The sequence below is a fragment of the Pseudotabrizicola sp. 4114 genome (assembly GCF_031457365.1).
GTDB lineage: Bacteria > Pseudomonadota > Alphaproteobacteria > Rhodobacterales > Rhodobacteraceae > Pseudotabrizicola.
Window position 1 is genome coordinate 15,424 of record NZ_JAVDWP010000008.1, and the last position, 19,565, is coordinate 34,988.

15 protein-coding genes are annotated in these 19,565 nt (G+C 64.2%); 5 read left to right on the forward strand and 10 right to left on the reverse strand.

What is annotated here, in order from left to right; genetic code table 11:
• Positions 1-31: 31 nt before the first annotated feature.
• On the forward strand, positions 32-1,246 hold the full coding sequence (locus J2X53_RS16585) for a multidrug effflux MFS transporter (protein WP_349038609.1): 1,215 nt from the start codon (positions 32-34) through the stop codon (positions 1,244-1,246).
• Between the two features lie 78 nt (positions 1,247-1,324).
• On the opposite strand, the gene mfd is transcribed toward J2X53_RS16585, so the two are convergent.
• Both mfd and J2X53_RS16595 read right to left on the reverse strand, forming a co-directional pair.
• Positions 1,325-4,780, reverse strand: a complete 3,456-nt coding sequence (mfd, locus tag J2X53_RS16590) for a transcription-repair coupling factor (protein WP_349038610.1) — start codon at positions 4,778-4,780, stop codon at positions 1,325-1,327.
• 54 nt (positions 4,781-4,834) lie between these two features.
• Entirely contained in the window at positions 4,835-5,344 is a 510-nt protein-coding gene (locus J2X53_RS16595) for a component of SufBCD complex (RefSeq protein WP_349038611.1), read from the reverse strand.
• 109 nt (positions 5,345-5,453) lie between these two features.
• Here J2X53_RS16595 and hemB point away from each other — a divergent pair, with 109 nt between their 5' ends.
• Together hemB and J2X53_RS16605 are read left to right on the forward strand one after the other, a co-directional pair.
• Positions 5,454-6,461 (forward strand): porphobilinogen synthase, encoded by a 1,008-nt coding sequence (hemB, locus tag J2X53_RS16600; RefSeq protein ID WP_349038612.1) that lies wholly within the window; start codon positions 5,454-5,456, stop codon positions 6,459-6,461.
• Positions 6,462-6,604: 143 nt separating this feature from the next.
• A complete protein-coding gene (locus J2X53_RS16605) occupies positions 6,605-7,168 on the forward strand; it encodes a YSC84-related protein (protein WP_349038613.1) in 564 nt (187 codons plus the stop codon).
• 124 nt (positions 7,169-7,292) lie between these two features.
• Here J2X53_RS16605 and J2X53_RS16610 read toward each other — a convergent pair whose 3' ends face one another.
• Positions 7,293-8,156 carry an NAD(P)-dependent oxidoreductase gene (locus J2X53_RS16610; RefSeq protein WP_349038614.1) on the reverse strand — a complete coding sequence of 288 codons (864 nt, stop codon included), beginning with the start codon at positions 8,154-8,156 and terminating at the stop codon, positions 7,293-7,295.
• Between the two features lie 82 nt (positions 8,157-8,238).
• On the opposite strand from J2X53_RS16610, the gene J2X53_RS16615 reads away from it, so the two are divergent.
• Positions 8,239-10,701: a penicillin acylase family protein gene (locus J2X53_RS16615; protein ID WP_349038615.1), complete on the forward strand. Its 2,463-nt coding sequence runs from the start codon at positions 8,239-8,241 to the stop codon at positions 10,699-10,701.
• Here J2X53_RS16615 and J2X53_RS16620 read toward each other — a convergent pair.
• Together J2X53_RS16620 and J2X53_RS16625 are read right to left on the reverse strand one after the other, a co-directional pair.
• Positions 10,698-11,687, reverse strand: coding sequence for a tellurium resistance protein (locus J2X53_RS16620; protein ID WP_349038616.1), 990 nt, complete (start codon positions 11,685-11,687; stop codon positions 10,698-10,700). The genes J2X53_RS16615 and J2X53_RS16620 overlap by 4 nt on opposite strands.
• 71 nt (positions 11,688-11,758) lie before the next feature.
• On the reverse strand, positions 11,759-12,610 hold the full coding sequence (locus J2X53_RS16625; protein WP_349038617.1) for a GNAT family N-acetyltransferase: 852 nt from the start codon (positions 12,608-12,610) through the stop codon (positions 11,759-11,761).
• A gap of 45 nt (positions 12,611-12,655) precedes the next feature.
• Between J2X53_RS16625 and J2X53_RS16630 the strand changes: the two genes are divergently transcribed.
• Complete coding sequence (locus J2X53_RS16630) at positions 12,656-12,778, forward strand: hypothetical protein (protein WP_349038618.1); 123 nt, start codon at positions 12,656-12,658, stop codon at positions 12,776-12,778.
• Positions 12,779-12,849: 71 nt separating this feature from the next.
• Here J2X53_RS16630 and ugpC read toward each other — a convergent pair whose 3' ends face one another.
• The 5 genes from ugpC to J2X53_RS16655 form a co-directional block, all read right to left on the reverse strand.
• Positions 12,850-13,935 carry a sn-glycerol-3-phosphate ABC transporter ATP-binding protein UgpC gene (gene ugpC, locus J2X53_RS16635; RefSeq protein WP_349038619.1) on the reverse strand — a complete coding sequence of 362 codons (1,086 nt, stop codon included), beginning with the start codon at positions 13,933-13,935 and terminating at the stop codon, positions 12,850-12,852.
• Between the two features lie 16 nt (positions 13,936-13,951).
• A complete protein-coding gene (locus J2X53_RS16640; RefSeq protein ID WP_349038620.1) occupies positions 13,952-15,586 on the reverse strand; it encodes an alpha-amylase family glycosyl hydrolase in 1,635 nt (544 codons plus the stop codon).
• A 7-nt stretch (positions 15,587-15,593) separates the two neighbouring features.
• The gene (locus J2X53_RS16645; protein ID WP_349038621.1) at positions 15,594-16,736 is read right to left on the reverse strand and encodes a carbohydrate ABC transporter permease; all 1,143 of its coding nucleotides are present in this window, start codon (positions 16,734-16,736) and stop codon (positions 15,594-15,596) included.
• Between the two features lie 42 nt (positions 16,737-16,778).
• Positions 16,779-18,017: a sugar ABC transporter permease gene (locus J2X53_RS16650; protein WP_349038622.1), complete on the reverse strand. Its 1,239-nt coding sequence runs from the start codon at positions 18,015-18,017 to the stop codon at positions 16,779-16,781.
• A 127-nt stretch (positions 18,018-18,144) separates the two neighbouring features.
• Positions 18,145-19,497 carry an ABC transporter substrate-binding protein gene (locus tag J2X53_RS16655; RefSeq protein ID WP_349038623.1) on the reverse strand — a complete coding sequence of 451 codons (1,353 nt, stop codon included), beginning with the start codon at positions 19,495-19,497 and terminating at the stop codon, positions 18,145-18,147.
• Positions 19,498-19,565 lie beyond the last annotated feature (68 nt).

The following is a 19,565-nucleotide window of genomic DNA, read 5'->3' on the forward strand; positions in this document are numbered from 1 at the left end:
ATGCTAGCGAAGCGCGGAAAGGAGACCCCCGATGTCTCACGCCCAACCCCACCCGCGCGCGCTTGGCCAGACCGAGTTCATCGCGCTGATCGCGATGATGTTTGCCACCATCGCGTTTTCCATCGACGCGATGCTGCCAGCCCTGCCCGAAATCGCCGCCGAGCTTTCCCCTGATGCGCCGAACAACGCGCAACTGATCCTGACCAGCTTTGTGTTTGGTATGGGGGTCGGCACGCTGTTTGCCGGGCCGCTGTCTGACAGCTTTGGCCGCAAGACGGTGATTGTTGGCGGAGCGCTGTTGTATTGTGGCGGCGCACTGCTCGCCTATATCGCGCCCACGCTTGAAACCATGCTGCTGGCACGGGTGCTGCAAGGGCTGGGCGCGGCGGGCCCGCGGGTGGTGTCGCTCGCTCTGGTGCGCGATGTGCATTCCGGGCCGCGCATGGCGCGGATCGTCAGCTTTGCGATGATGATCTTCACGCTGGTGCCGGCTGCGGCCCCGTTGTTTGGCCAATACATCATGGCAGGCTTTGGCTGGCGCAGCATTTTTCTGGCCTTCCTGTTGTTTTCCGTGGCTTCTGTCCTGTGGCTGACGATCCGTCAGCCGGAAACCCTGCTGCCCGCCGACCGCCGCCCGTTCCGCGCCGCCCCGATCTGGGCCGCGTTGAAAGAGGTGATGGCGTTGCGCAGCATCCGTCTGTCGATTGTCGCACAAACCCTTGGGTTTGCAGCGCTGTTCGGCACTCTGTCATCCACCCAGCAGCTGTTTGACCAGACCTATGGCCGCGCCGAAAGCTTTCCGCTGTACTTCGCAATGATCGCAATTGTCTCCGGCTCATCATCGCTGCTCAACGCCTCGCTGGTGATGCGGCTTGGCATGCGCAAACTGGTGCGGGTGTCTTTTGCCACGCAGATGCTGGTCTCCGCCGCCTTTGTCATCGCCTTCACGCTCGACCTCTGGCCCGCGCCCGAGGTGCTGCCGGTGGAATTCTTCGCCTATCTGGTCTGGACCATCGGTGTGTTTTTCATGACCGGCATGACCATCGGCAACCTGAACGCGATCGCGCTGGAGCCTGTGGGTCATATCGCAGGCATGGCGGCATCGGTCACCGGGGCGCTTTCAACGGTGTTCTCAGTGATTCTGGCTGCCCCTGTGGGGCTGGCCTTCAACGGCACCCCGCTGCCGCTGATGATCGGCGTGATGGTGTTCACCGGGTTGGCCTACGCCGTGGTGCGCAGGCTCTGACAAACGCCAGCCAGACGCGCCTCCCTCCCCCCTCGTGGGGGAGGGTTGGGGTGGGGGGGCGCTGTCGCCAGCCGCGCCCTACCCCTTTGGCCGCACAAGTTTTTCGGCCAGATCGCGGGCGATGGCAAAAGCCCCCTTGATCCGGTCAGCCTCTGACTTCCAGTCGCGCAAGAGCACAATCTTGGTGCCCTGCACCTTTGCCCCCACGCCTTCGGCCTTGATGAAATCGACCAGCCCCGCCGGGTTGGCGAATTTGTCGTTGTGAAACTGGATCGTGGCCCCCTTCGGCCCGGCATCAATGCGCGAAATCCCGGCGCGTTTCGCCATCGCCTTGATCCGCACGATCAGCATCAGCGTGTTGACCTCTTTCGGCAGCGGCCCGAACCGGTCGATCAGCTCGGCGGCAAAGCCCTCCAGCTCCACCTTGGTGGCCAGACCCGACAGCCGGCGATAAAGGCCAAGCCGCACATCCAGATCGACCACGTAATCCTCAGGGATCATCACCGGCAGGCCAAGGTTCAGCTGCGGTGACCACGCATCATCAATCGGTGCCAACCCGTTGATCTCGCCGGATTTTATCTTGGCAATCGTCTCTTCCAGCATCTGCTGGTACAGCTCGTAGCCGACTTCCTTGATATGACCCGACTGCTCTTCGCCCAGCAGATTGCCCGCGCCGCGCAAATCGAGGTCATGGCTGGCCAGGTTGAACCCTGCCCCCAGATTGTCCAGACTTCCCAACAGCTTCAGCCGCTTTTGTGCCTGCGGCGTCAGCGGGCTGCGCGGTTTGGTGGTCAGGTAGCAATAGGCCCGCGTTTTGCTGCGCCCGACACGGCCCCGGATCTGATAGAGCTGGCTCAGGCCGAACATGTCGCCGCGATGGATGATCATCGTGTTCGCGGTCGGAATATCCAAGCCCGATTCCACAATCGTCGTCGCCAGCAGCACGTCATATTTGCCGTCGTAGAACTGGTTCATCCGGTCATCCAGATCGCCCGCCGCCAGTTGGCCATGGGCGATCACGTAACTCACCTCCGGCACATGGGTTTTCAGGAAATCTTCAATCTCCGGCAGGTCGGAAATGCGCGGCACGACATAGAATGACTGCCCGCCCCGGAACCGCTCCCGCAACAGCGCCTCGCGGATGGTGACCGAGTCAAACTCGGACACATAGGTGCGGATCGCCAGCCGGTCCACCGGCGGCGTGGCAATGATCGAGAGGTCACGCACGCCGGTCAGCGACAGCTGCAAGGTGCGCGGAATCGGCGTGGCGGTCAGGGTCAGCACATGGATTTCGGACCGCATCTCTTTCAGCCGTTCCTTGTGGCCCACGCCGAAATGTTGTTCTTCATCAATGACAAGCAGGCCGAGGTTCTTGAACTTCACGCCCTTGGCCAACAGCGCATGGGTGCCGACCACGATATCCACCGTGCCATCGGTCATGGCAGTTCGGGTGGCATTCGCATCCTTTGTGGAAACAAAGCGCGACAAGGGTTTGATGTTGATCGGAAATCCGCGAAACCGCTCGACAAAGCTGCGGTAATGCTGGCGCGCGAGTAAGGTGGTCGGACAGATCACCGCGACCTGCATCCCCGCCATGGCGGCGACAAAGGCCGCGCGCATCGCCACCTCGGTCTTGCCGAAACCGACATCGCCGACCACCAGCCGGTCCATCGGGCTGCCCTTCTCAAGGTCGGCCACCACATCGGCAATCGCCGCCAGCTGGTCATCGGTCTCCGTATAGGGGAACCGCGCGGCAAACGCCTCCCAGATCGAATGCGGGGCCTCCAGGATCGGCGCATGGCGCAGCGCGCGCTCTGCCGCGATCCGCATCAGCCGGTCGGCGATCTCTTTGATCCGCTCTTTCAGCTTGGCCTTTTTCGCCTGCCACGCCCCGCCGCCCAGACGGTCAAGCAAGCCTTCTTCATGGCCATAGCGCGACAGCAGTTCGATATTCTCGACCGGAAGGTAGAGCTTTGCGCTGTCGGCATATTCCAGCGCCACACAGGCATGCGGTGCCCCCAGCGCCGTGATCGTCTCCAGCCCCAGATAGCGGCCGACACCATGCTCGACATGCACCACCAGATCGCCCGGCGTCAGCGTATCGACCTCGCGCAGGAAATTGTCGGCCTTGCGCTTGCGGCGCGGCTTGCCCACCATCCGGTCGCCCAGCACATCCTGTTCCGAAATCACCGCCAGACCGGGCGCGGTAAAGCCCGACTCGAGCGCCCAGACCAGCAGGAACACCCCGCCACGCCCCTCGGGCAGGTCGCGGAAATCCTTTATGCGCTTGGCATCGCGCACGCCCTGATCCTGCAGCAACCCCTCCAGCCGTTCGCGCGCGCCGTCGGACCAGCTGGCGATCACCACCTGATTGTCTTGACGCAACACCCGAAGATGATCGGCCAAGGCCCCGAACAGGCTGACAGATTCCATCTGCCGCTCTGGCGCAAAATTCCGCCCCTGCCGCCCACCGGCATCCAGCACACCCGGACCGGGGCTTTGCGGATAGGGCGACAGCTGGACCACGCGATGCGCAGCAACCGCCGCCTCCCAGGCCGCATCATCCAGATACAACAGGCCCGGTGCGGCGGGCTTGTAGACCGTGTCCAACCGCCCCTTCACGCTCATCGCCTCGCGCCGGGAATCATAGGCATCATCAATGCCTTCCCACCGCGACAGCCGCATCGGCGTGACCTGATCATCCAGCATCACCGCCGCATCCGGCAGGTAGTCGAACAGCGTCTCCAGCCGGTCATGGAACAGGCCCAGCCAATGCTCCATCCCCTGATGCTTGCGCCCCGCGCTCACCGCCTCATAGAGCGGATCATCCGCGCCGCCGACGCCGAATTCGATCCGGTACGCCTGCCGGAACCGGGTGATCGAGGCCTCGTCCAGAATGACCTCGGACACCGGCGACAGATCAACGGCGGTCAATTTCTCCACCGTGCGCTGGGTGACCGGATCAAAGCGGCGCAAGCCATCCAGCACATCGCCAAAGAAGTCGAGCCGCACCGGGCCGGGATGCCCCGGCGGATAAATATCGATGATCCCGCCACGCAGCGCGTAATCGCCAGCCTCCGCCACGGTCGAGACCGGCGAAAACCCCATGCGCGACAAAAACCCCTTCAGATGTGCCTCATCCACCCGCTTGCCGACAACGGCGGTAAAGCTGCTGGCGGCCACCGTCGCGCGGGCTGGCACCCGCTGGGTTGCCGCATTCACCGTGGTCAGCAGCACAAACGGCCCCGGAACCCCGGCGGCAAGCGCCGCCAGCGTCGCCATCCGCCGCGCGGCAATATCGGGATTGGGCGATACCCGGTCATAGGGCAGGCAATCCCAGGCCGGGAAATCCAGCACCACCGCCTGCGGCGCCAGCACCGTAAGTGCCACCCGCATCGCCTCCATCCGCTTGTCATCGCGGGCGACATGGATCACCGGCGCACCGCGCGCCAGTTCCCGCGCCAGCAGACGGGCGTCATAGCCTTCGGGCGCGCCGCCCAGCACGATACGGTCAGGAGAGGATGTCTTGCTCATGGCGCCCTACCTACGCCCCGCAGCCCGCCCGTCAAGGGCAGGCCCGGCGACTCATCACGTGATGTTGTGATACATGCCAAACAGGGCGGTCACGAAAATCGCAATCATCCCGATCAGTTGCACCATGAACCTGTGCCGCATCAACAGCCGCACCAGCGCCGCCCCCTCGGGCGCATCCGTCTCCACCCGCAAGGCCAGCCGCAGGGTCAGATAGCCGACCAGCACCATCGGCGCGACCATGCACAGCACCGCCTGCGCGAACTCTACCTGATACAGCACTGATAACAGTGTCAGAATGGTCAGCACAAAGAACACGATGCCAATCAGCCACAAGCCGCCATTGCGGGAGATATACAGCATCCGCCGGGCGTTGATCCGCGCCAGCACCGCCAGATCCTCGGCCACGCCTTCGCCTTGCCTGCGGGCCCGGTTGATCAGGTCAAACGGCACGCCCAGCACCCAATGGCTGACCGAAGACCACAGCACCGCCAGCGCAATCCAGTACCACAGGCTGGAAAACGAGCGCATGTCGATCAACAGGAAGATCAGCGAATACCATTCCAAGACGGTCGCACCTTTTGCCGGTTGTTGCGCGCAAGGCTTGCAGCGCCGCGCCTTTCCATGGCAGGCAAGAGGCAAAGCTGCAAGCCCCTGACCAGATGCGAGCCCTGCCATGCGCCTGACCGTTGCCCCCACACCCACTTCGCGCTTTCGCCGGTTGCGCAAGTCTGCTGCCCTGCGCGCACTGGCGCAGGAACATACGCTGTCGGTGAACGACCTGATCTGGCCGGTGTTCGTGCGCGACGGCACCAACCTGCGCGAACCCATCGCCTCGATGCCGGGGGTTGAGCGGCTGAGCGTCGATCAGGTGGTGAAAGCAGCGGAAGAGGCGGCGGGTCTGGGCATTCCGGCGCTCTGCCTGTTCCCCTATACCGATCCCGCGAAAAAATCCGCCGGCTGCGAAGAGGCGTGGAACCCCGACAACCTTGCCAACCGGGCCATCCGCGCGATCAAGGCGGCGGTGCCGGAAATCGCGGTGATGACCGATGTGGCGCTTGATCCCTATAACGCGCATGGCCATGACGGGCTGGTGCAGGATGGCATCATCCTGAACGACGAGACGGTAGAGGCGCTGGTGAAAATGTCGCTGGCACAGGCCGAGGCCGGGGCCGATATTCTGGGGCCGTCCGACATGATGGATGGCCGCATCGGCGCGATGCGCGCGGCGCTGGAGGGTGCGGGGTACAAGGATGTGGCGATCATGTCCTATGCCGCGAAATACGCGAGCGCCTATTACGGCCCGTTCCGCGATGCGGTGGGGGCCTCCAGTGCGCTGAAGGGCGACAAGAAGACCTATCAGATGAACCCGGCCAACAGTGATGAGGCGCTGCGCCTGATCGAACGCGATCTGACCGAAGGCGCGGACATGGTGATGGTCAAGCCGGGCATGCCCTATCTCGACATCATCCACCGGGTGAAAACCACCTTTGGCGCGCCGACCTATGCCTATCAGGTCTCGGGCGAATACGCGATGATCCGGGCCGCTGCGCTGAATGGCTGGATCGACGGCGACCGGGTGATGCTGGAAAGCCTGATGGCGTTTCGCCGGGCCGGATGTGACGGGGTGCTGACCTATTTCGCCCCGCAAGCCGCCCGCGCGATCCGCGCCGGGCAAGCCTGACCCGTCCCGGTCTCGGCAATCTGCCGCCGGACCCCCTATCTGCGCATGACAACGGCACACAAAGCCGCTATATCTGGTAGCAACGGGCCAGCAGAGCCCTGTTCCGCCCCCGGGCGGCCAAATGAGGCGAGAGGCGACAGCAGATGACCGTATTCAGCGGACTTTCCAGACGAGCATTTCTTGGCGCAACCGGGGCCACCGCATTTCTGGCGGCCTGTGGCAACGGCGTCGGCAGCCCCGGCTCGGCCCAGATCGACGCGCGGGTGAACTCGACCGAAGAGTATCTTTTCAACAATTTCCCCGGAACCCGTGATCTGGCCAACCGCGCCTCGGGCGTGCTGATCATGCCGCTGATCACCGAGGCCGGGCTGATCTATGGCGGTGGATATGGCCGCGGGGCCCTGCGGGTGGGCGGGGTGACGGTGGATTACTATTCCGCCACCCGCGCCACCTTTGGTCTGCAGATCGGCGCACAGCAATATGCCCATGCCCTGTTCTTCATGACCGAAGGCGCGTTGGGCCAGTTCCGGCGCAGCCCCGGCTGGGCGGTCGGGGCCGATGTGCGCTATGCCACACCGGCGCAGGGCGCCTCCTTGGGCAAGGAAACGACCGAGATGGAGCCGGTGATCGCGCTGGTATTCGGTCAGCAGGGGTTCATCGCCGGGGCGACTCTGGCCGGGGTGAAATACAACCGCATCATCCCCTGATCCCACGATCTTTCTGCGAAAGATCGCCGGCACGAAGTTTCTGCGAAACTTCCGGAAGAAAGAACCCGAATGTTCGCAGAACATTCGGACCTTCCGGATTTTCGCAGAAAATCCGTGCGCCGCGTCAGCGCAGCCGGCGGATCAGGCTGCTGGTGTCATTGCGCCCGCCGCCCATGCGCTGGACGTCCTTGTAGAACTGATCCACCAGCGCCGTCACCGGCAGCGAGGCCCCGATGTCATTCGCGGTGGCCAGACAGATCGCCAGATCCTTGCGCATCCAGTCGACCGCAAAACCATGGTCAAAGCGGTCTTCCAGCATGGTCTTGTGCCGGTTGGCCATTTGCCACGATCCGGCCGCGCCCTGACTGATCACCTCGATCACCGCCTCCCCGTCAAGCCCCGCCTTTTCGCCAAACGCGAGTGCCTCGGCCAGACCCTGAACCAGCCCGGCAATGCAGATCTGGTTCATCATCTTGGCGATCTGCCCGGCACCGGAATCGCCCAGACGGCGACAGATCCGGGCATAGGCCGCGATCACCGGCTCGGCGCGGGCATATTGCGCCTCGGCGCCGCCGCACATCACCGACAGCGCGCCGTTTTCTGCGCCCGCCTGCCCGCCCGACACCGGCGCATCGACAAAGCCCAGGCCCATGTTTTCGGCCTGCAGCGCCATCTCGCGCGTCACTTGTGCCGATACCGTGGTGTGATCGACAAACACCGCCCCGGCCTGCATCCCGGCAAAGGCCCCGTCCGACCCGGTACAGATGCCCCGCAGGTCGCTGTCATTGCCGACACAGGCCATCACGAAATCCTGACCCGAGGCTGCCTCGCGCGGGGTCGCCGCTGCCCGGCCGCCGTGTTTTGCGACCCAGGCCTCTGCCTTGGCCGGGCTGCGGTTGTAGACCGTCACCTCATGCCCTTTGGCCGCCAGATGGCCCGCCATGGGAAATCCCATCACGCCCAACCCCAGGAATGCCACCTTTGCCATACCGATCCTCCCTTCGCATTGCTCTTTTGTCTGCAATGTCTTAGGTAACAGGCCCACTCCTGCCGTCAAGAACAGGCCCCCTATGCTCAATGTTTTCCGTTGGCTCTTGCGACTGTTGACCGGGCTTGTGGCCCTGGGTCTGCTGTGTCTGATCGGCGTCTATTACTTTCTGGAACGCTCGATCCCCGACTATACCGAATCCTTTGCAATGCCGGGGGTTTCGGCCCCGGTCGAGATCTTGCGCAACAATGACAACGTGCCGCATATCTTTGGCGCGACCGACCCGGATGTGTATTTCGCGCTGGGGTTTGCCCATGCGCAGGACCGGCTGTGGCAGATGACCATGCTGCGCCGCACGGCTCAGGGGCGCTTGTCCGAGGTGTTTGGCCGCCGCACGCTCAAGGTGGACGAGCTGCTGCGCCGCTACGATCTTTACACCCTGTCGCTGCAATCGGTCGAAGCGCAGGATGACCCCACCCGCGCCGCGCTGGAGGCTTATGCCGCAGGCGTCAATGCGTGGATCGGCGAGATCAATTCCGGTGCCCGGGGGCGCGGCGCGCCGGAGTTCTTCTTTTTCTCCAACGAAATCGCCGCCTGGGCCCCCGCCGATTCCATCGCCATCCTCAAGCTGATGGCGCTGCAGCTTTCCGGCCATCTTGAGGCAGAGGTGCTGCGCGCCCGCATGTCGATGCTGCTGCCCGCCGACCGGCTGCGCGACATTCTGCCCGATGATCCGGGGCAGGCTGTCACCGCCCTGCCCGATTACGCGCAGCTGATGCCGGGGATCACACCCTCCACCGCGCCCTTGCGCGTGGCCACCAATGACCCGCTGTCGCCGTTTCCCCGGCTTGATCTGGCGGGCGCGTCCAATGCCTGGGCCGCAGTGCCGGAGCGGTCGGCTGCCGGCGGCACGCTTCTGGCCAATGACCCGCATCTGGGCTTCACCGCGCCGACGATCTGGTATCTGGCCCGGCTGGAGCTGCAATCGGGCGGCGTGATCGGGGCGACCATCCCCGGTGTGCCCAGCATCCTGATCGGGCGCTCGGCAGCGGTGGGCTGGGGGCTGACCTCATCTTACGCCGATGATCAGGATCTGATCATGGAAAAGCTGAACCCCGCCAATACCGAAGAATATGAAACCGCCGAGGGGATGAAACCCTTCGCCACCCGCCGTTCGATCATTCAGGTCAAGGATGAGGCTCCGGTCACCATCACCCTGCGCTGGTCCGAGGCCGGGCCGGTGCTGCCCGGCTCGCATTACGATCTGGCCTCGGTCACCCCGCCCGGCCATGTGGCAGCCCTGTCCTGGACAGCGCTTTCGGGCGCCGATACGACGATGACCGCAGCCCTGCGGGTGATGCAGGCCCGCTCGGTTGACGACGCCATCGAGGCGGGCCGGCTGTTTGTCGCCCCGGCACAAAACCTGATGCTGGCAGACAACTCCGGCATCGCACTGCAGGTGATCGGCCAGCTGCCGATGCGTGATCCCGCCCATCCGACCCAAGGCCGCATGCCCGCGCTGGGCACCAATCCCGCCGCGCGCTGGCAGGGCACCCTGCCCTACGAGTCCAACCCGCGCGTGGTCAACCCGACCAGCGGCATCCTGGGCAACACCAACAACAAGACCGTTGACCGCCCCTTCCCCGACCATCTGTCCTTTCTCTGGGGCGATACCCAGCGCATCCAGCGCTGGCTGGCGCTGATGCAAACGCGCGAGGTGCACACCCGCGAAAGCTTTATCGAGGCGCAGCTCGATACCGTCTCGCCGACCGCCCGCGCGATCTTGCCGCTGATCGGGGCCGATCTGTGGTTCACCGGCGAGGCTGCTGCCGACAACACGCCCGAACGCCTGCGCCAGCGGGCGCTGACGCTGCTGGCCGAATGGAACGGCGAGATGAACGAGCATTTGCCCGAGCCGCTGATCTACATGGCCTGGCTGCGCGCGCTCAATGACCGGCTGATCCGCGACGAGCTGGGGCCGCTGGCCGACAGCATCACCCATCCCGATCCGGTGTTTCTTGACCGGGTGTTCCGCGACACGGGCGGCGCCGGGGTGTGGTGTGATGTGATCCAGTCGGCGGCGGTGGAAACCTGTGCCGACCTCGCCCGCATCGCGCTCGATGAGGCGCTGATCACGCTCACCGCGACCTATGGCCCCAATCCCGAAAGCTGGCGCTGGGGTCAGGCGCATGAGGCGACGCATGATCACCCGGTGATGGGCGAGGTGCCGTTCCTGAAATGGTTCGTCAACATCCGCCAATCGACCAGCGGCGGCGACCACACCCTGATGCGCGGCCGCACCAAAGGCACCGGGCCGAACCCTTACCTCAACGTGCATGGCGCGGGCTATCGCGGAGTCTATGATTTTGCTGACCCGGATTCCTCGGTTTTCGTGATCTCCACCGGCCAGTCCGGCCACCCGCTGTCACGCCATTACGACGATCTGGGCGAACGCTGGCGGCGCGGGGATTATGTACCGATGAGCCTTGACCCCGAACTCGCCCGCGCGGCGGCGGTCGGCAGCACGATGCTGACGCCGCCCTAGGCCGTTGCGGCGTTGGTCTTCGTGGCCAGCGTGCCCGCAGGCCACATCCGCAGCACCCGCCATGCGATCACCGGCACCGCCCCCAGCGCCAGCACCGTGACCAGCACCCCGGCCACGCCCCAGCCGTTGATCAACAGCGCCGAGGCAAAGGCCGCCAGCGGAAAGGTGAACGCGCCCCAGAGCGGCGAAAACCCGCCTTGGGTGATCCAGCGCCCGGTGACCAACAGGGCAAGCGCGATTCCGCAGCCCAGCAGCACCATTCCCTGCGCCAGCAGCGTCATCCCCAACAGCCCCGCCACGCTCGCAAACAGGCTGGCCGGGGCCAGATGGATCGCCAGCAGCGGCCGCAGCGGTGCGGGCGGCACGCGCTGCACCAGCTGCCACAGGCTGACCACCCAGATGCCAACCGCGACCGGGATCGTCGCCCACAGGATCACACTCGCCAGCGTGACCCAGCCCAGCGGCACCGCCGCCAATGCGCCGACGATGAAGCCGACAAAGCTCAGATGCCAGACCGGCGTCACCACCCGCCCCTCAGCCGGGGCCGTCAGCAGTGTGCGGATCATCAGCCCCGCCAGCACGGTCTGCAACCCAAGACCAAAGGCCAGCACCCCGCGCGCCACCCCCGGCAGGAAAAACCCCAGCACCGCCGCGCAGGCAAAGGCCCCGACCGTGGCCGCCGCCAGCCCCGCCCGTCCGGGCAGCACCCGCAGCTCATCCATCACCACAGCCGGACGGCGGGCGATCTTGATGCCGTAAGCCACCGCGCAGAACAGCCACAGCCCCACCGCCAGTCCCATCACCAGATCGGCCAGTCCCTGCGGCAGTTGCGCCTCGGCCAGCGCCCGTTTCAGCGCCAGCGACAGGCCCAGCAGCCCCAGCGCCACCGCAAACACCGCAGGTGGCATCCGGGCAAACAGCGGCAGCCTGCGCGGCGGAAACTCTGGCGGCGGAAACATCTTCGGGCGGGCGGGGGCTTTGGTCATGGCAAGGATCCTCTTTGCGCAAAGACAGACCGCATCCGCCCCCCCGATGCAAGCGCCCCGGTGCCGCAGCCCTAGCCCGGCAGCACCAGCGCGGTCGGCCCCAGCCGGTGCAGGGCCGCGCCCGTGCCCAGCTTGAACCGCGCAAGGCCCGCAGCCGCTTCGGTGTTGATGTCGCCCAGATCCAGCACCCGCACCCCCTCGGCCCGCAGCGCGAGTGCTGCTTGCCACAACAGCACCCGGTGCGCGCCAGCCGCCCGCGCCGCCGCGTCAGCATGGCCTAGATGATAGGTCGCCCAGTCGCCATGCCGCACAAAGCACATCATCGCCCGCGCGCGCCCGCCCTGCCGCCACTGCCACAGCCGCAGCGCCTGTTCCGGCAGGGCATGGGTGAACGCGCCGGGCAAGGCCCGGTAGCCGCGCGCCTGCCGCTGCGCGGCCTCGGCTGCGATCAGGGCGGGCAAGGCGCTCAACGGGGCATGCCCCGCCCGCACCCCACGCCGCTCCGCCGCTGCCAGAGCATTGCGCCATTTGCCCGCCATCGCCCGACGCAGATCGGCAGGGTCAGCGGCCAGATCCCACAGCGCCACATGGCGCGGCGTCATCAGGGGGATGATCCCCAACCCCTGTACCGCCTGCTCCGGCATCACCACCAGCGCCGCCCCGATCCGTGCCAACCGGCGCAGCGCGGCCCGTTGCGCCGCGGGCTCCAGCTCCACGCCCCAGACCGGGCCGCGCAGTGCCACGGCAAGCCCGGTGCGGCGCATCACCTGCACCCGGGCCAGAACCTGCTCGCTATCGCGCAACTCTGCCACCGCAATCCGGCCCCCACAGGCCCGCACCGCCTGCGCATAGGCCGCGCTTTGCTGCAGCGCGCCATGGCGGGCAGTGTCAGGGTTCTCCACGCAATCCCAATGCCATTTCATGGCACCGTTAACGCATATGAAACTGAATCATCGTTTAACACCGGGATGACACAGCCAAAGATCACCCCCCGCCTCGCCCCCACCCCGCGCCTTACGCTCTGGGTGCCCAGCCTGCTCGCCTCGGCCCTGGGGCTGGTCTTTCTGGCGGTGCTGGCCCTGATGCCATGACAAAGGCCCCCGCTTTCGCAGGGGCCTTCTTGGACGGGTCCGGTCGCTCAGCAATACAGCAGGCTGATCGCTCAGCGATACAGCAGGCTGATCCCATTGCTGAACAGATGCACCTTGGCCGGGTCTGCCCCCAACGCCACCGTGGTCCGGCGCACCTCGGTGTGGATGCCGGGCAGCTTTGCCACCACCTGTGCATCGCCTGCGGCACGCTTGAAATACAGCAGCGTCACCTCACCCAAAGCCTCGGTGATCTCGACCTCGCCCTTGAAGATCGGGGTGCCGGTGGTGGCCAGCAGATCTTCGGGGCGCACCCCGATATTCACCTTCAGCCCCATATCGGCAGCCAGCGTCGGCACTGATGACACCGCTTCACTGCCATTGGCCAGCCGCACCCGGGTCTGCGCCCCGGTTCCGATGACTTCACCCGCCATCAGGTTCATCGCCGGGCTGCCGATGAACTGCGCCACGAACTCGTTCTGCGGCCGCTCATACAGCTCCAGCGGCGTGCCAACCTGCGAAATCCCGCCACCGGCCAGCACCACAATCCGGGTTGCGAGGGTCATCGCCTCGACCTGATCATGGGTCACATAGATCATGGTGGAATTCGGCATCGACTCTTTGAGCTGGGCAATCTCCAGCCGCGTCGCCACCCGCAAGGCGGCGTCGAGGTTCGACAGCGGCTCGTCAAACAGGTAAACCTTCGGGTCGCGCACAATGCTGCGCCCGATTGCCACTCGTTGCCGCTGCCCGCCCGACAGCGCCTTTGGCAGACGGTCGAGATAAGGTTCCAGCTGCAGGATCTTGGCCGCCTTGGCCACTGCCGCGTCAATTTCCGCCTGAGATTTCTTGGCGATCTTCAGCGCAAAGCTCATGTTGTCGCGCACCGTCATATGCGGATAGAGCGCGTAGGACTGGAACACCATCGCGATGCCGCGCTGCGCCGGCGGCACCTCGTTCATCCGCTCGCCGTCGATGGTGAACTCACCGCCCGAGATCTTTTCCAGACCCGCGATCATCCGCAACAGCGTCGATTTCCCGCAGCCCGACGGGCCGACGAAAACGATCAGCTCCCCGGTCTTGATGTCGAGGTTGATGTTCGACAGAACCGTGACCTCGCCATAAGCTTTAGCCACATTTGTCAGTTTCAGTTCGGCCATGCCGGGTTCCCCTCCCTTATCCCTTGCGCATCAGACAGAAGCCCCAAGGGCCGAGCGTCACCTCGTTCCCGATGGCCGCCGTCGCGCCAAGCTCCCCGCCTATGGCTTCCCAAGGTCCCTCGGGCAGCCCGATCCGTGCCTGCTCTGTTCCCAGATTGAAGGCACAGAAAATCTCCTCCTCACCCATGCGGCGGAACGAGGCCAGATCGCCCGTCGCCACCAAAGCGGTCAGATCGCCATAACGCAATGCCTCATGCGCGCGGCGAAACGCCAGCGCGCGGCGATAATGGTTCAGCATCGACGCGGGGTCAGCATCCTGCGCGCCGACCGCCCGGTTCAGATGCGGCGCCTTGACTGGCAGCCAGGGGTTGCCCTCGGAAAACCCGCCATTGGCATTGTCGGTCACCCAGGCCATCGGCGTGCGGGCGCCGTCGCGGCCCTTGAACTCGGGCCAGAACTCGATGCCATAGGGGTCTTGCAGCTCTTCAAAGTCGATATCCGCCTCTGGCAGGCCCAACTCTTCGCCCTGATACAGGCACAATGACCCACGCAGGCACATCAACAGCACCGTGTAAGTCCTTGCTGCAGCGTCAGATAGCTCCCACCGCGTGATGTGGCGCACGGTGTCGTGGTTGGAATAGGCCCAGCACGGCCAGGCATCGGGGGCGACCGCATTCATCCGCGCAAAGGTGTCTTGCAGCAGTTCCGCCGTCAGCCGCTTGGGTTGCAGCATCTCGAACGGGTAGCACATCTGCACCTTGTCCCCGCCCGAGGTATACTCGGCCATGATCTCCAGCCCGCGCTGCGCATCGCCGACCTCGCCCACCGCCGCCGCGCCGAACGGGTCGAGCACCGCGCGGAATTTCTTCAGGAATTCAAGGTTTTCCGGCTGGTTCTTGTCAAACAGATGCAGCTGATGGTTATAGGGGTTCACCCCCGGCGCAATCGAGTCATTGCGCAGCTCTTTCGGCAGCGAAGGATTGTCGCGCAAGTATTTGTCGGCAAAGTAGAAATTGATGGTGTCGAGGCGAAAGCCATGCACCCCGCGTTCCAGCCAGAACCGCACCACATCCAACAGCGCCTCCTGCACCGGTTCATGGTGCAGGTTCAGGTCGGGCTGGCTGGTCAGAAAGTTGTGCAGATAATACTGCTCGCGCCGCGCATCCCAATGCCAGCTGGAGCCGCCAAAGATCGCCAGCCAGTTGTTCGGCGGCGTGCCATCGGGCTTTGGCTCGGCCCAGACATACCAGTCGGCGCGGGGGTTGGTCCGGTCTTTCCGCGACTCCTTGAACCACGGATGCTGGTCGCTGGTATGCGACAGCACCAGATCAATCATCACCTTCAGCCCCAGCTCATTCGCCCGCGCCATCAGCGCGTCGAAATCCGACAGCGTGCCGAACATCGGATCGACATCGCAGTAATCCGACACGTCGTAGCCGAAGTCCTTCATCGGACTGGTGAAAAACGGGCTGATCCAGATCGCATCGGCCCCAAGGCTGGCGATATGGTCCAGCCGCTGGGTGATGCCCTTCAGATCGCCGATGCCGTCGCCGTTGCTGTCCTGATAGCTGCGCGGATAGATCTGATAAATCACCGCCCCGCGCCACCAGTTGGCGTCGACACCCATCACGATTTGTTCTTGTTTGGCCATAAGTCTCTCACTTCACCGAGCCGGCCAGCAGGCCGCGCACCAGATATTTCTGCATTGCAAAGAAGACGAGCAGCGGCACTGCAATGCTGATGAACGCCGCCGTCGCCAAAATCTCCCAGTTGCCGCCGCGCGTGCCCAGCAACTCCACGATCTGCTTGGTCATCACCGTGGTCTGCCCGGTCGAGTCGATCAGGAACACCAGCGACACCAGCAGATCGTTCCAGGTCCACAGGAACTGAAAGATCGCAAACGAGGCCAGCGCCGGAAACGACAGCGGCAGGATGATTTTGGTAAAGATCTGAAAATCCGACGCGCCATCGACCTTGGCGCATTCGATGATGTCACGCGGCAGGCCGACCATGTAATTTCGCAACAGATAGATCGCCAGCGGCAAGCCGAACCCGGTATGCGCCAGCCAGGTGCCCAGATAGCCTTTGCCGATGCCGATCTCGTTGTGCAATTTCAGCAGCGGGATCAGCGCCAGTTGCAGCGGCACCACCAACAGCCCGACCACAGCGGCAATCAGCAGCGCCCGTCCGGGAAAATCCATCCAGGCCAAGGCATAGGCCGCGAAAGCGGCGATCACGATCGGAATGATCGTCGCCGGAATTGTCACCGTCAGCGTGTTGAAAAACGCCCGCGACATGCCATCGGTGTTGCTCGGCTCGAACAGGATCGCGCGGTAATTGTCAAAGGTAAACTCCGGCGGGGTCGCCGCCGTGCTGAAAATCCGGGGCAGCCGGGTGCCTTCGGTGCTGACCGGGCTCGACAGCACATAGGCGCCGTCTTCGGCCACGGTCAGCGTCACGCCATCGGCCAGTTCCGCCACAGCGCCGGGCTCATTCGCCTCTGGCTGGGTGGATGTGGTGCCCCAGGCCGAAACCCTGGCATCGGTGGCCCGGAACAGCCGCCCCTCGATCACAAAGCGCCCGTCCACCTCGACCTCATCACCGCCGACCCGGATGGCCGGCGCCTGCCGCTCTTGGGTTGACAGCGCCGACCACCAGCCAGAGGTGGCGATCTGATCCGCCGTGCGGAACGACGACACAAACAGCCCCAGCGTCGGGAACAGCCACAGCGCCACCAGCACCGCCATCGAGATATGCACCGCCCAGGTCAGGCTGGATTTTGTGCCCACAACGTTATTCATGATTTACTCCTCCGTCGCGGATCACACAGACGTTGCCAGCCATCAGCGCATCTCCTTGCGGGCGTTGTAGACGTTCCAGATCAGGATCGGCGTCACCAGCAGCATGATCACCATCGCCGCGGCCGACCCCACACCCCAGTCATTGGCGCGGAACAGCTTGTCATACATGTAATTGGCCAGCACCTGCGTCTCCCATTGGCCGTTCGACATCGCAAACACGATGTCGAACACCTTGAGCACGACGATGGTGATGGTGGTCCAGACCACGACGATGGTGCCCATGATCTGCGGCAACTTGATCTTGAAGAAGATCTGGAACGGGTTCGCGCCATCGACAATCGCCGCCTCGATGGTGTCTTCCGGCACCCCGCGCAGCGCCGCCGACAGGATCACCATGGCAAAGCCGGTCTGGATCCAGACCAGCACGATCATCAGGAAAAAGCTGTTCCAGAACGGAATCGTCAGCCAGGTCTGCGGCACGCCATAGGGCAGATCCGCCCCGATCAGCCCGATGGCCGCGCGGACCGACATGTAGATCAGCCAGACCGCCGCCACCCCGACCAGCAGCCGCAGCGGAACCGTGCCCGCCCCGACCGGCCCCGAGGGGCGGATCATCGGCCGCACAAACACCCAGGCCACCATGCCGACCGCAACCGCAAACCCCACCAGCCCCAGCGCCGGCAGGATCTTCAGAAACAGCACCGATGCTGGCCCGCCCTCAAACGCCAGCCAGACCGCATTCATGATGCCGATCTGCTCCTGATCGGCGGGGCGGGTGTCATAGACCAGCTTCCAGATCACCGCAGCGCCAACAAACGAGATCGCCATTGGCATGAAAATCAACGACTTGGCCAGATTGCCCCAGCGGATCCGGTCCGACAGTTGTGCCGCCAGCAGGCCGAATGCGGTCGACATCGCCGGCACCACGATCAGCCACAGCATGTTGTTGCGCAAGGCTTCCCAGAACTTCGGCTCGCCCGACATCTTGATGTAGTTGTCAAACCCGACCCATGCATAGCCGCCGCCCGGCGTGCGCTGCGTCAGCGACAGCCGCAAGGTCTCGACCACCGGATAGGCCAGATACACCGACAGCGCGATCAGCGCGGGGGCAAGGAACAGCCAGGGCCGGATCATGTTGGCGCGGTTGATGTTGCGCCCTGCATTCGGACCCGAAGGCGGATACAGCACCTTGTCCAGAAACAGGTTGGAAAAATAGAAATAGGCGACGCAACCGCCGACCCCGATGATGATGGTGATCAATCCCTGAAGTGCCGGTGACATGGCGCCTCAACCTCCCCCTTAGTGGTTCCCCGGTCTGTGGCCAGCGACCCCGGCTCTCTTTGGCTTGCCCGCATCTGCGGAACAGAAAACCCCGGCGGCATCTGCTGCCGCCGGGGAATTTCAAGGCTTACTTCAGGCCATCCCAGGATGACTGAATGGCGTCTGCCACCTCTTGCGCCGGTTTGCCGCCAGCGTAATCGACCATGCCGGTCCAGAACGCCCCGGCACCAATGCCACCCGGCATCAGGTCCGACCCGTCAAAGCGGAAGGTGTCGGCGCTCAGCAGGATTTCTCCCATTTTCTTCAGCGTATCATCGCCATAAAGATCGATGTTCACACCCTTGAACGGCGTGAGGAAGCCCGATTGCGCCATCCACACCTCATGTGCGGCCGGCACTTTCAGCCAGTCGATAAAGGCGCGCGCGGCCAGGCTGTCCTTGGTGATGCCAAACAGCGTGCCTGCGCCCAATACCGGCTTGCCCAGATCCTTTTCGGCATAGGCCGGGAAGTAGAAGAAGTCGGCATCCACACCCATCTGCGTGCCATCCGGGAAGAACGACGGGATGAACGAGGCCTGACGGTGCATCATGCACTGCGGCGGCGACGAGAACAGACCCTTGGGGCTGTCGCGGAAATCGGTGGTGGCAACAGCACCCCGGCCCCCGGCAACCCGGCCCTCTTCGATGAACCAGCCGAATTCCTCGATCGCGGCCACGACTTTGGGATCGTTGAACTTCAGCTCGTTGCTGACCCAGGCGTCATAATCGGCCGGGGTGTTGACCCGCAGCATCATGTCTTCCACCCAGTCGGTCGCGGGCCAGCCGGTCGCACCGCCCGAGCCCAGACCGACGCACCACGGCGTCACGCCATCGGCAACCATCTGTTCGGTCAGTGTTTTCAGATCTTCCATGGTCTCGGGCACTTCGTACCCGGCATCCTCGAAGTTCTCAGGGCTAAACCAGACCAGAGATTTCAGATCGACCTTGTAGAAAAAGCCATACAGCGCATCATTGCCATCCGGGCCGGGGAACGAGGCCAGATCCACCCAGGACTGACCGGCCGCATAATTTTCCTGCAACCAGGCGGCATCGGCATCGGTCAGCGGGGCCACCTGCCCCAGACGCGCCAGATCGGCGGTCAGACCGGGCTGCGGAAACACCGAGATATTGGCGGCAGAGCCGGCTTCGGCGTCAATCCGTACCTGGGTCTCAAAGCTGTCAGAGCCGACGTATTTCACATCCACGCCGGTTGCGGCTTCGAAATAGGCCAGCATCGCTTCGACCAGTTCCTGATCGGGGCCAAGCCAGGGCCCGGCGATGGTCAGTTCCTGCCCGGCCAGATCGCCATGTGCGGCTTTGAATTCCTCATACGACGCCCAGTTGAAAGCGCCCTCGCCGACTGGAAATTTCAGGTCCTGCGCCACAGCGCCGCCTGCCATAAGCGCCAGCGCAGCAACGCTGGCTGTCAGTTTCAATGTCATGTGCAGTCCTCCCGGATGACCCCGCCATCTGCGCGAGGCGTTGTGCCAACAGCTGCTATCCGGCGCAA

Excerpts from the sequence above, each read along its gene's own strand:
- J2X53_RS16615 (WP_349038615.1), top strand. The coding sequence starts at position 8,239 with ATGCTCAATGTTTTCCGTTGGCTCTTGCGACTGTTGACCGGGCTTGTG.
- J2X53_RS16620 (WP_349038616.1), bottom strand. The coding sequence starts at position 11,687 with ATGACCAAAGCCCCCGCCCGCCCGAAGATGTTTCCGCCGCCAGAGTTT.
- J2X53_RS16605 (WP_349038613.1), top strand. The coding sequence starts at position 6,605 with ATGACCGTATTCAGCGGACTTTCCAGACGAGCATTTCTTGGCGCAACC.
- J2X53_RS16655 (WP_349038623.1), bottom strand. The coding sequence starts at position 19,497 with ATGACATTGAAACTGACAGCCAGCGTTGCTGCGCTGGCGCTTATGGCA.
- ugpC (WP_349038619.1), bottom strand. The coding sequence starts at position 13,935 with ATGGCCGAACTGAAACTGACAAATGTGGCTAAAGCTTATGGCGAGGTC.
- J2X53_RS16630 (WP_349038618.1), top strand. The coding sequence starts at position 12,656 with ATGACACAGCCAAAGATCACCCCCCGCCTCGCCCCCACCCCGCGCCTT.
- J2X53_RS16585 (WP_349038609.1), top strand. The coding sequence starts at position 32 with ATGTCTCACGCCCAACCCCACCCGCGCGCGCTTGGCCAGACCGAGTTC.
- J2X53_RS16625 (WP_349038617.1), bottom strand. The coding sequence starts at position 12,610 with ATGAAATGGCATTGGGATTGCGTGGAGAACCCTGACACTGCCCGCCAT.
- J2X53_RS16645 (WP_349038621.1), bottom strand. The coding sequence starts at position 16,736 with ATGAATAACGTTGTGGGCACAAAATCCAGCCTGACCTGGGCGGTGCAT.
- mfd (WP_349038610.1), bottom strand. The coding sequence starts at position 4,780 with ATGAGCAAGACATCCTCTCCTGACCGTATCGTGCTGGGCGGCGCGCCC.
- J2X53_RS16610 (WP_349038614.1), bottom strand. The coding sequence starts at position 8,156 with ATGGCAAAGGTGGCATTCCTGGGGTTGGGCGTGATGGGATTTCCCATG.
- J2X53_RS16650 (WP_349038622.1), bottom strand. The coding sequence starts at position 18,017 with ATGTCACCGGCACTTCAGGGATTGATCACCATCATCATCGGGGTCGGC.
- J2X53_RS16640 (WP_349038620.1), bottom strand. The coding sequence starts at position 15,586 with ATGGCCAAACAAGAACAAATCGTGATGGGTGTCGACGCCAACTGGTGG.
- hemB (WP_349038612.1), top strand. The coding sequence starts at position 5,454 with ATGCGCCTGACCGTTGCCCCCACACCCACTTCGCGCTTTCGCCGGTTG.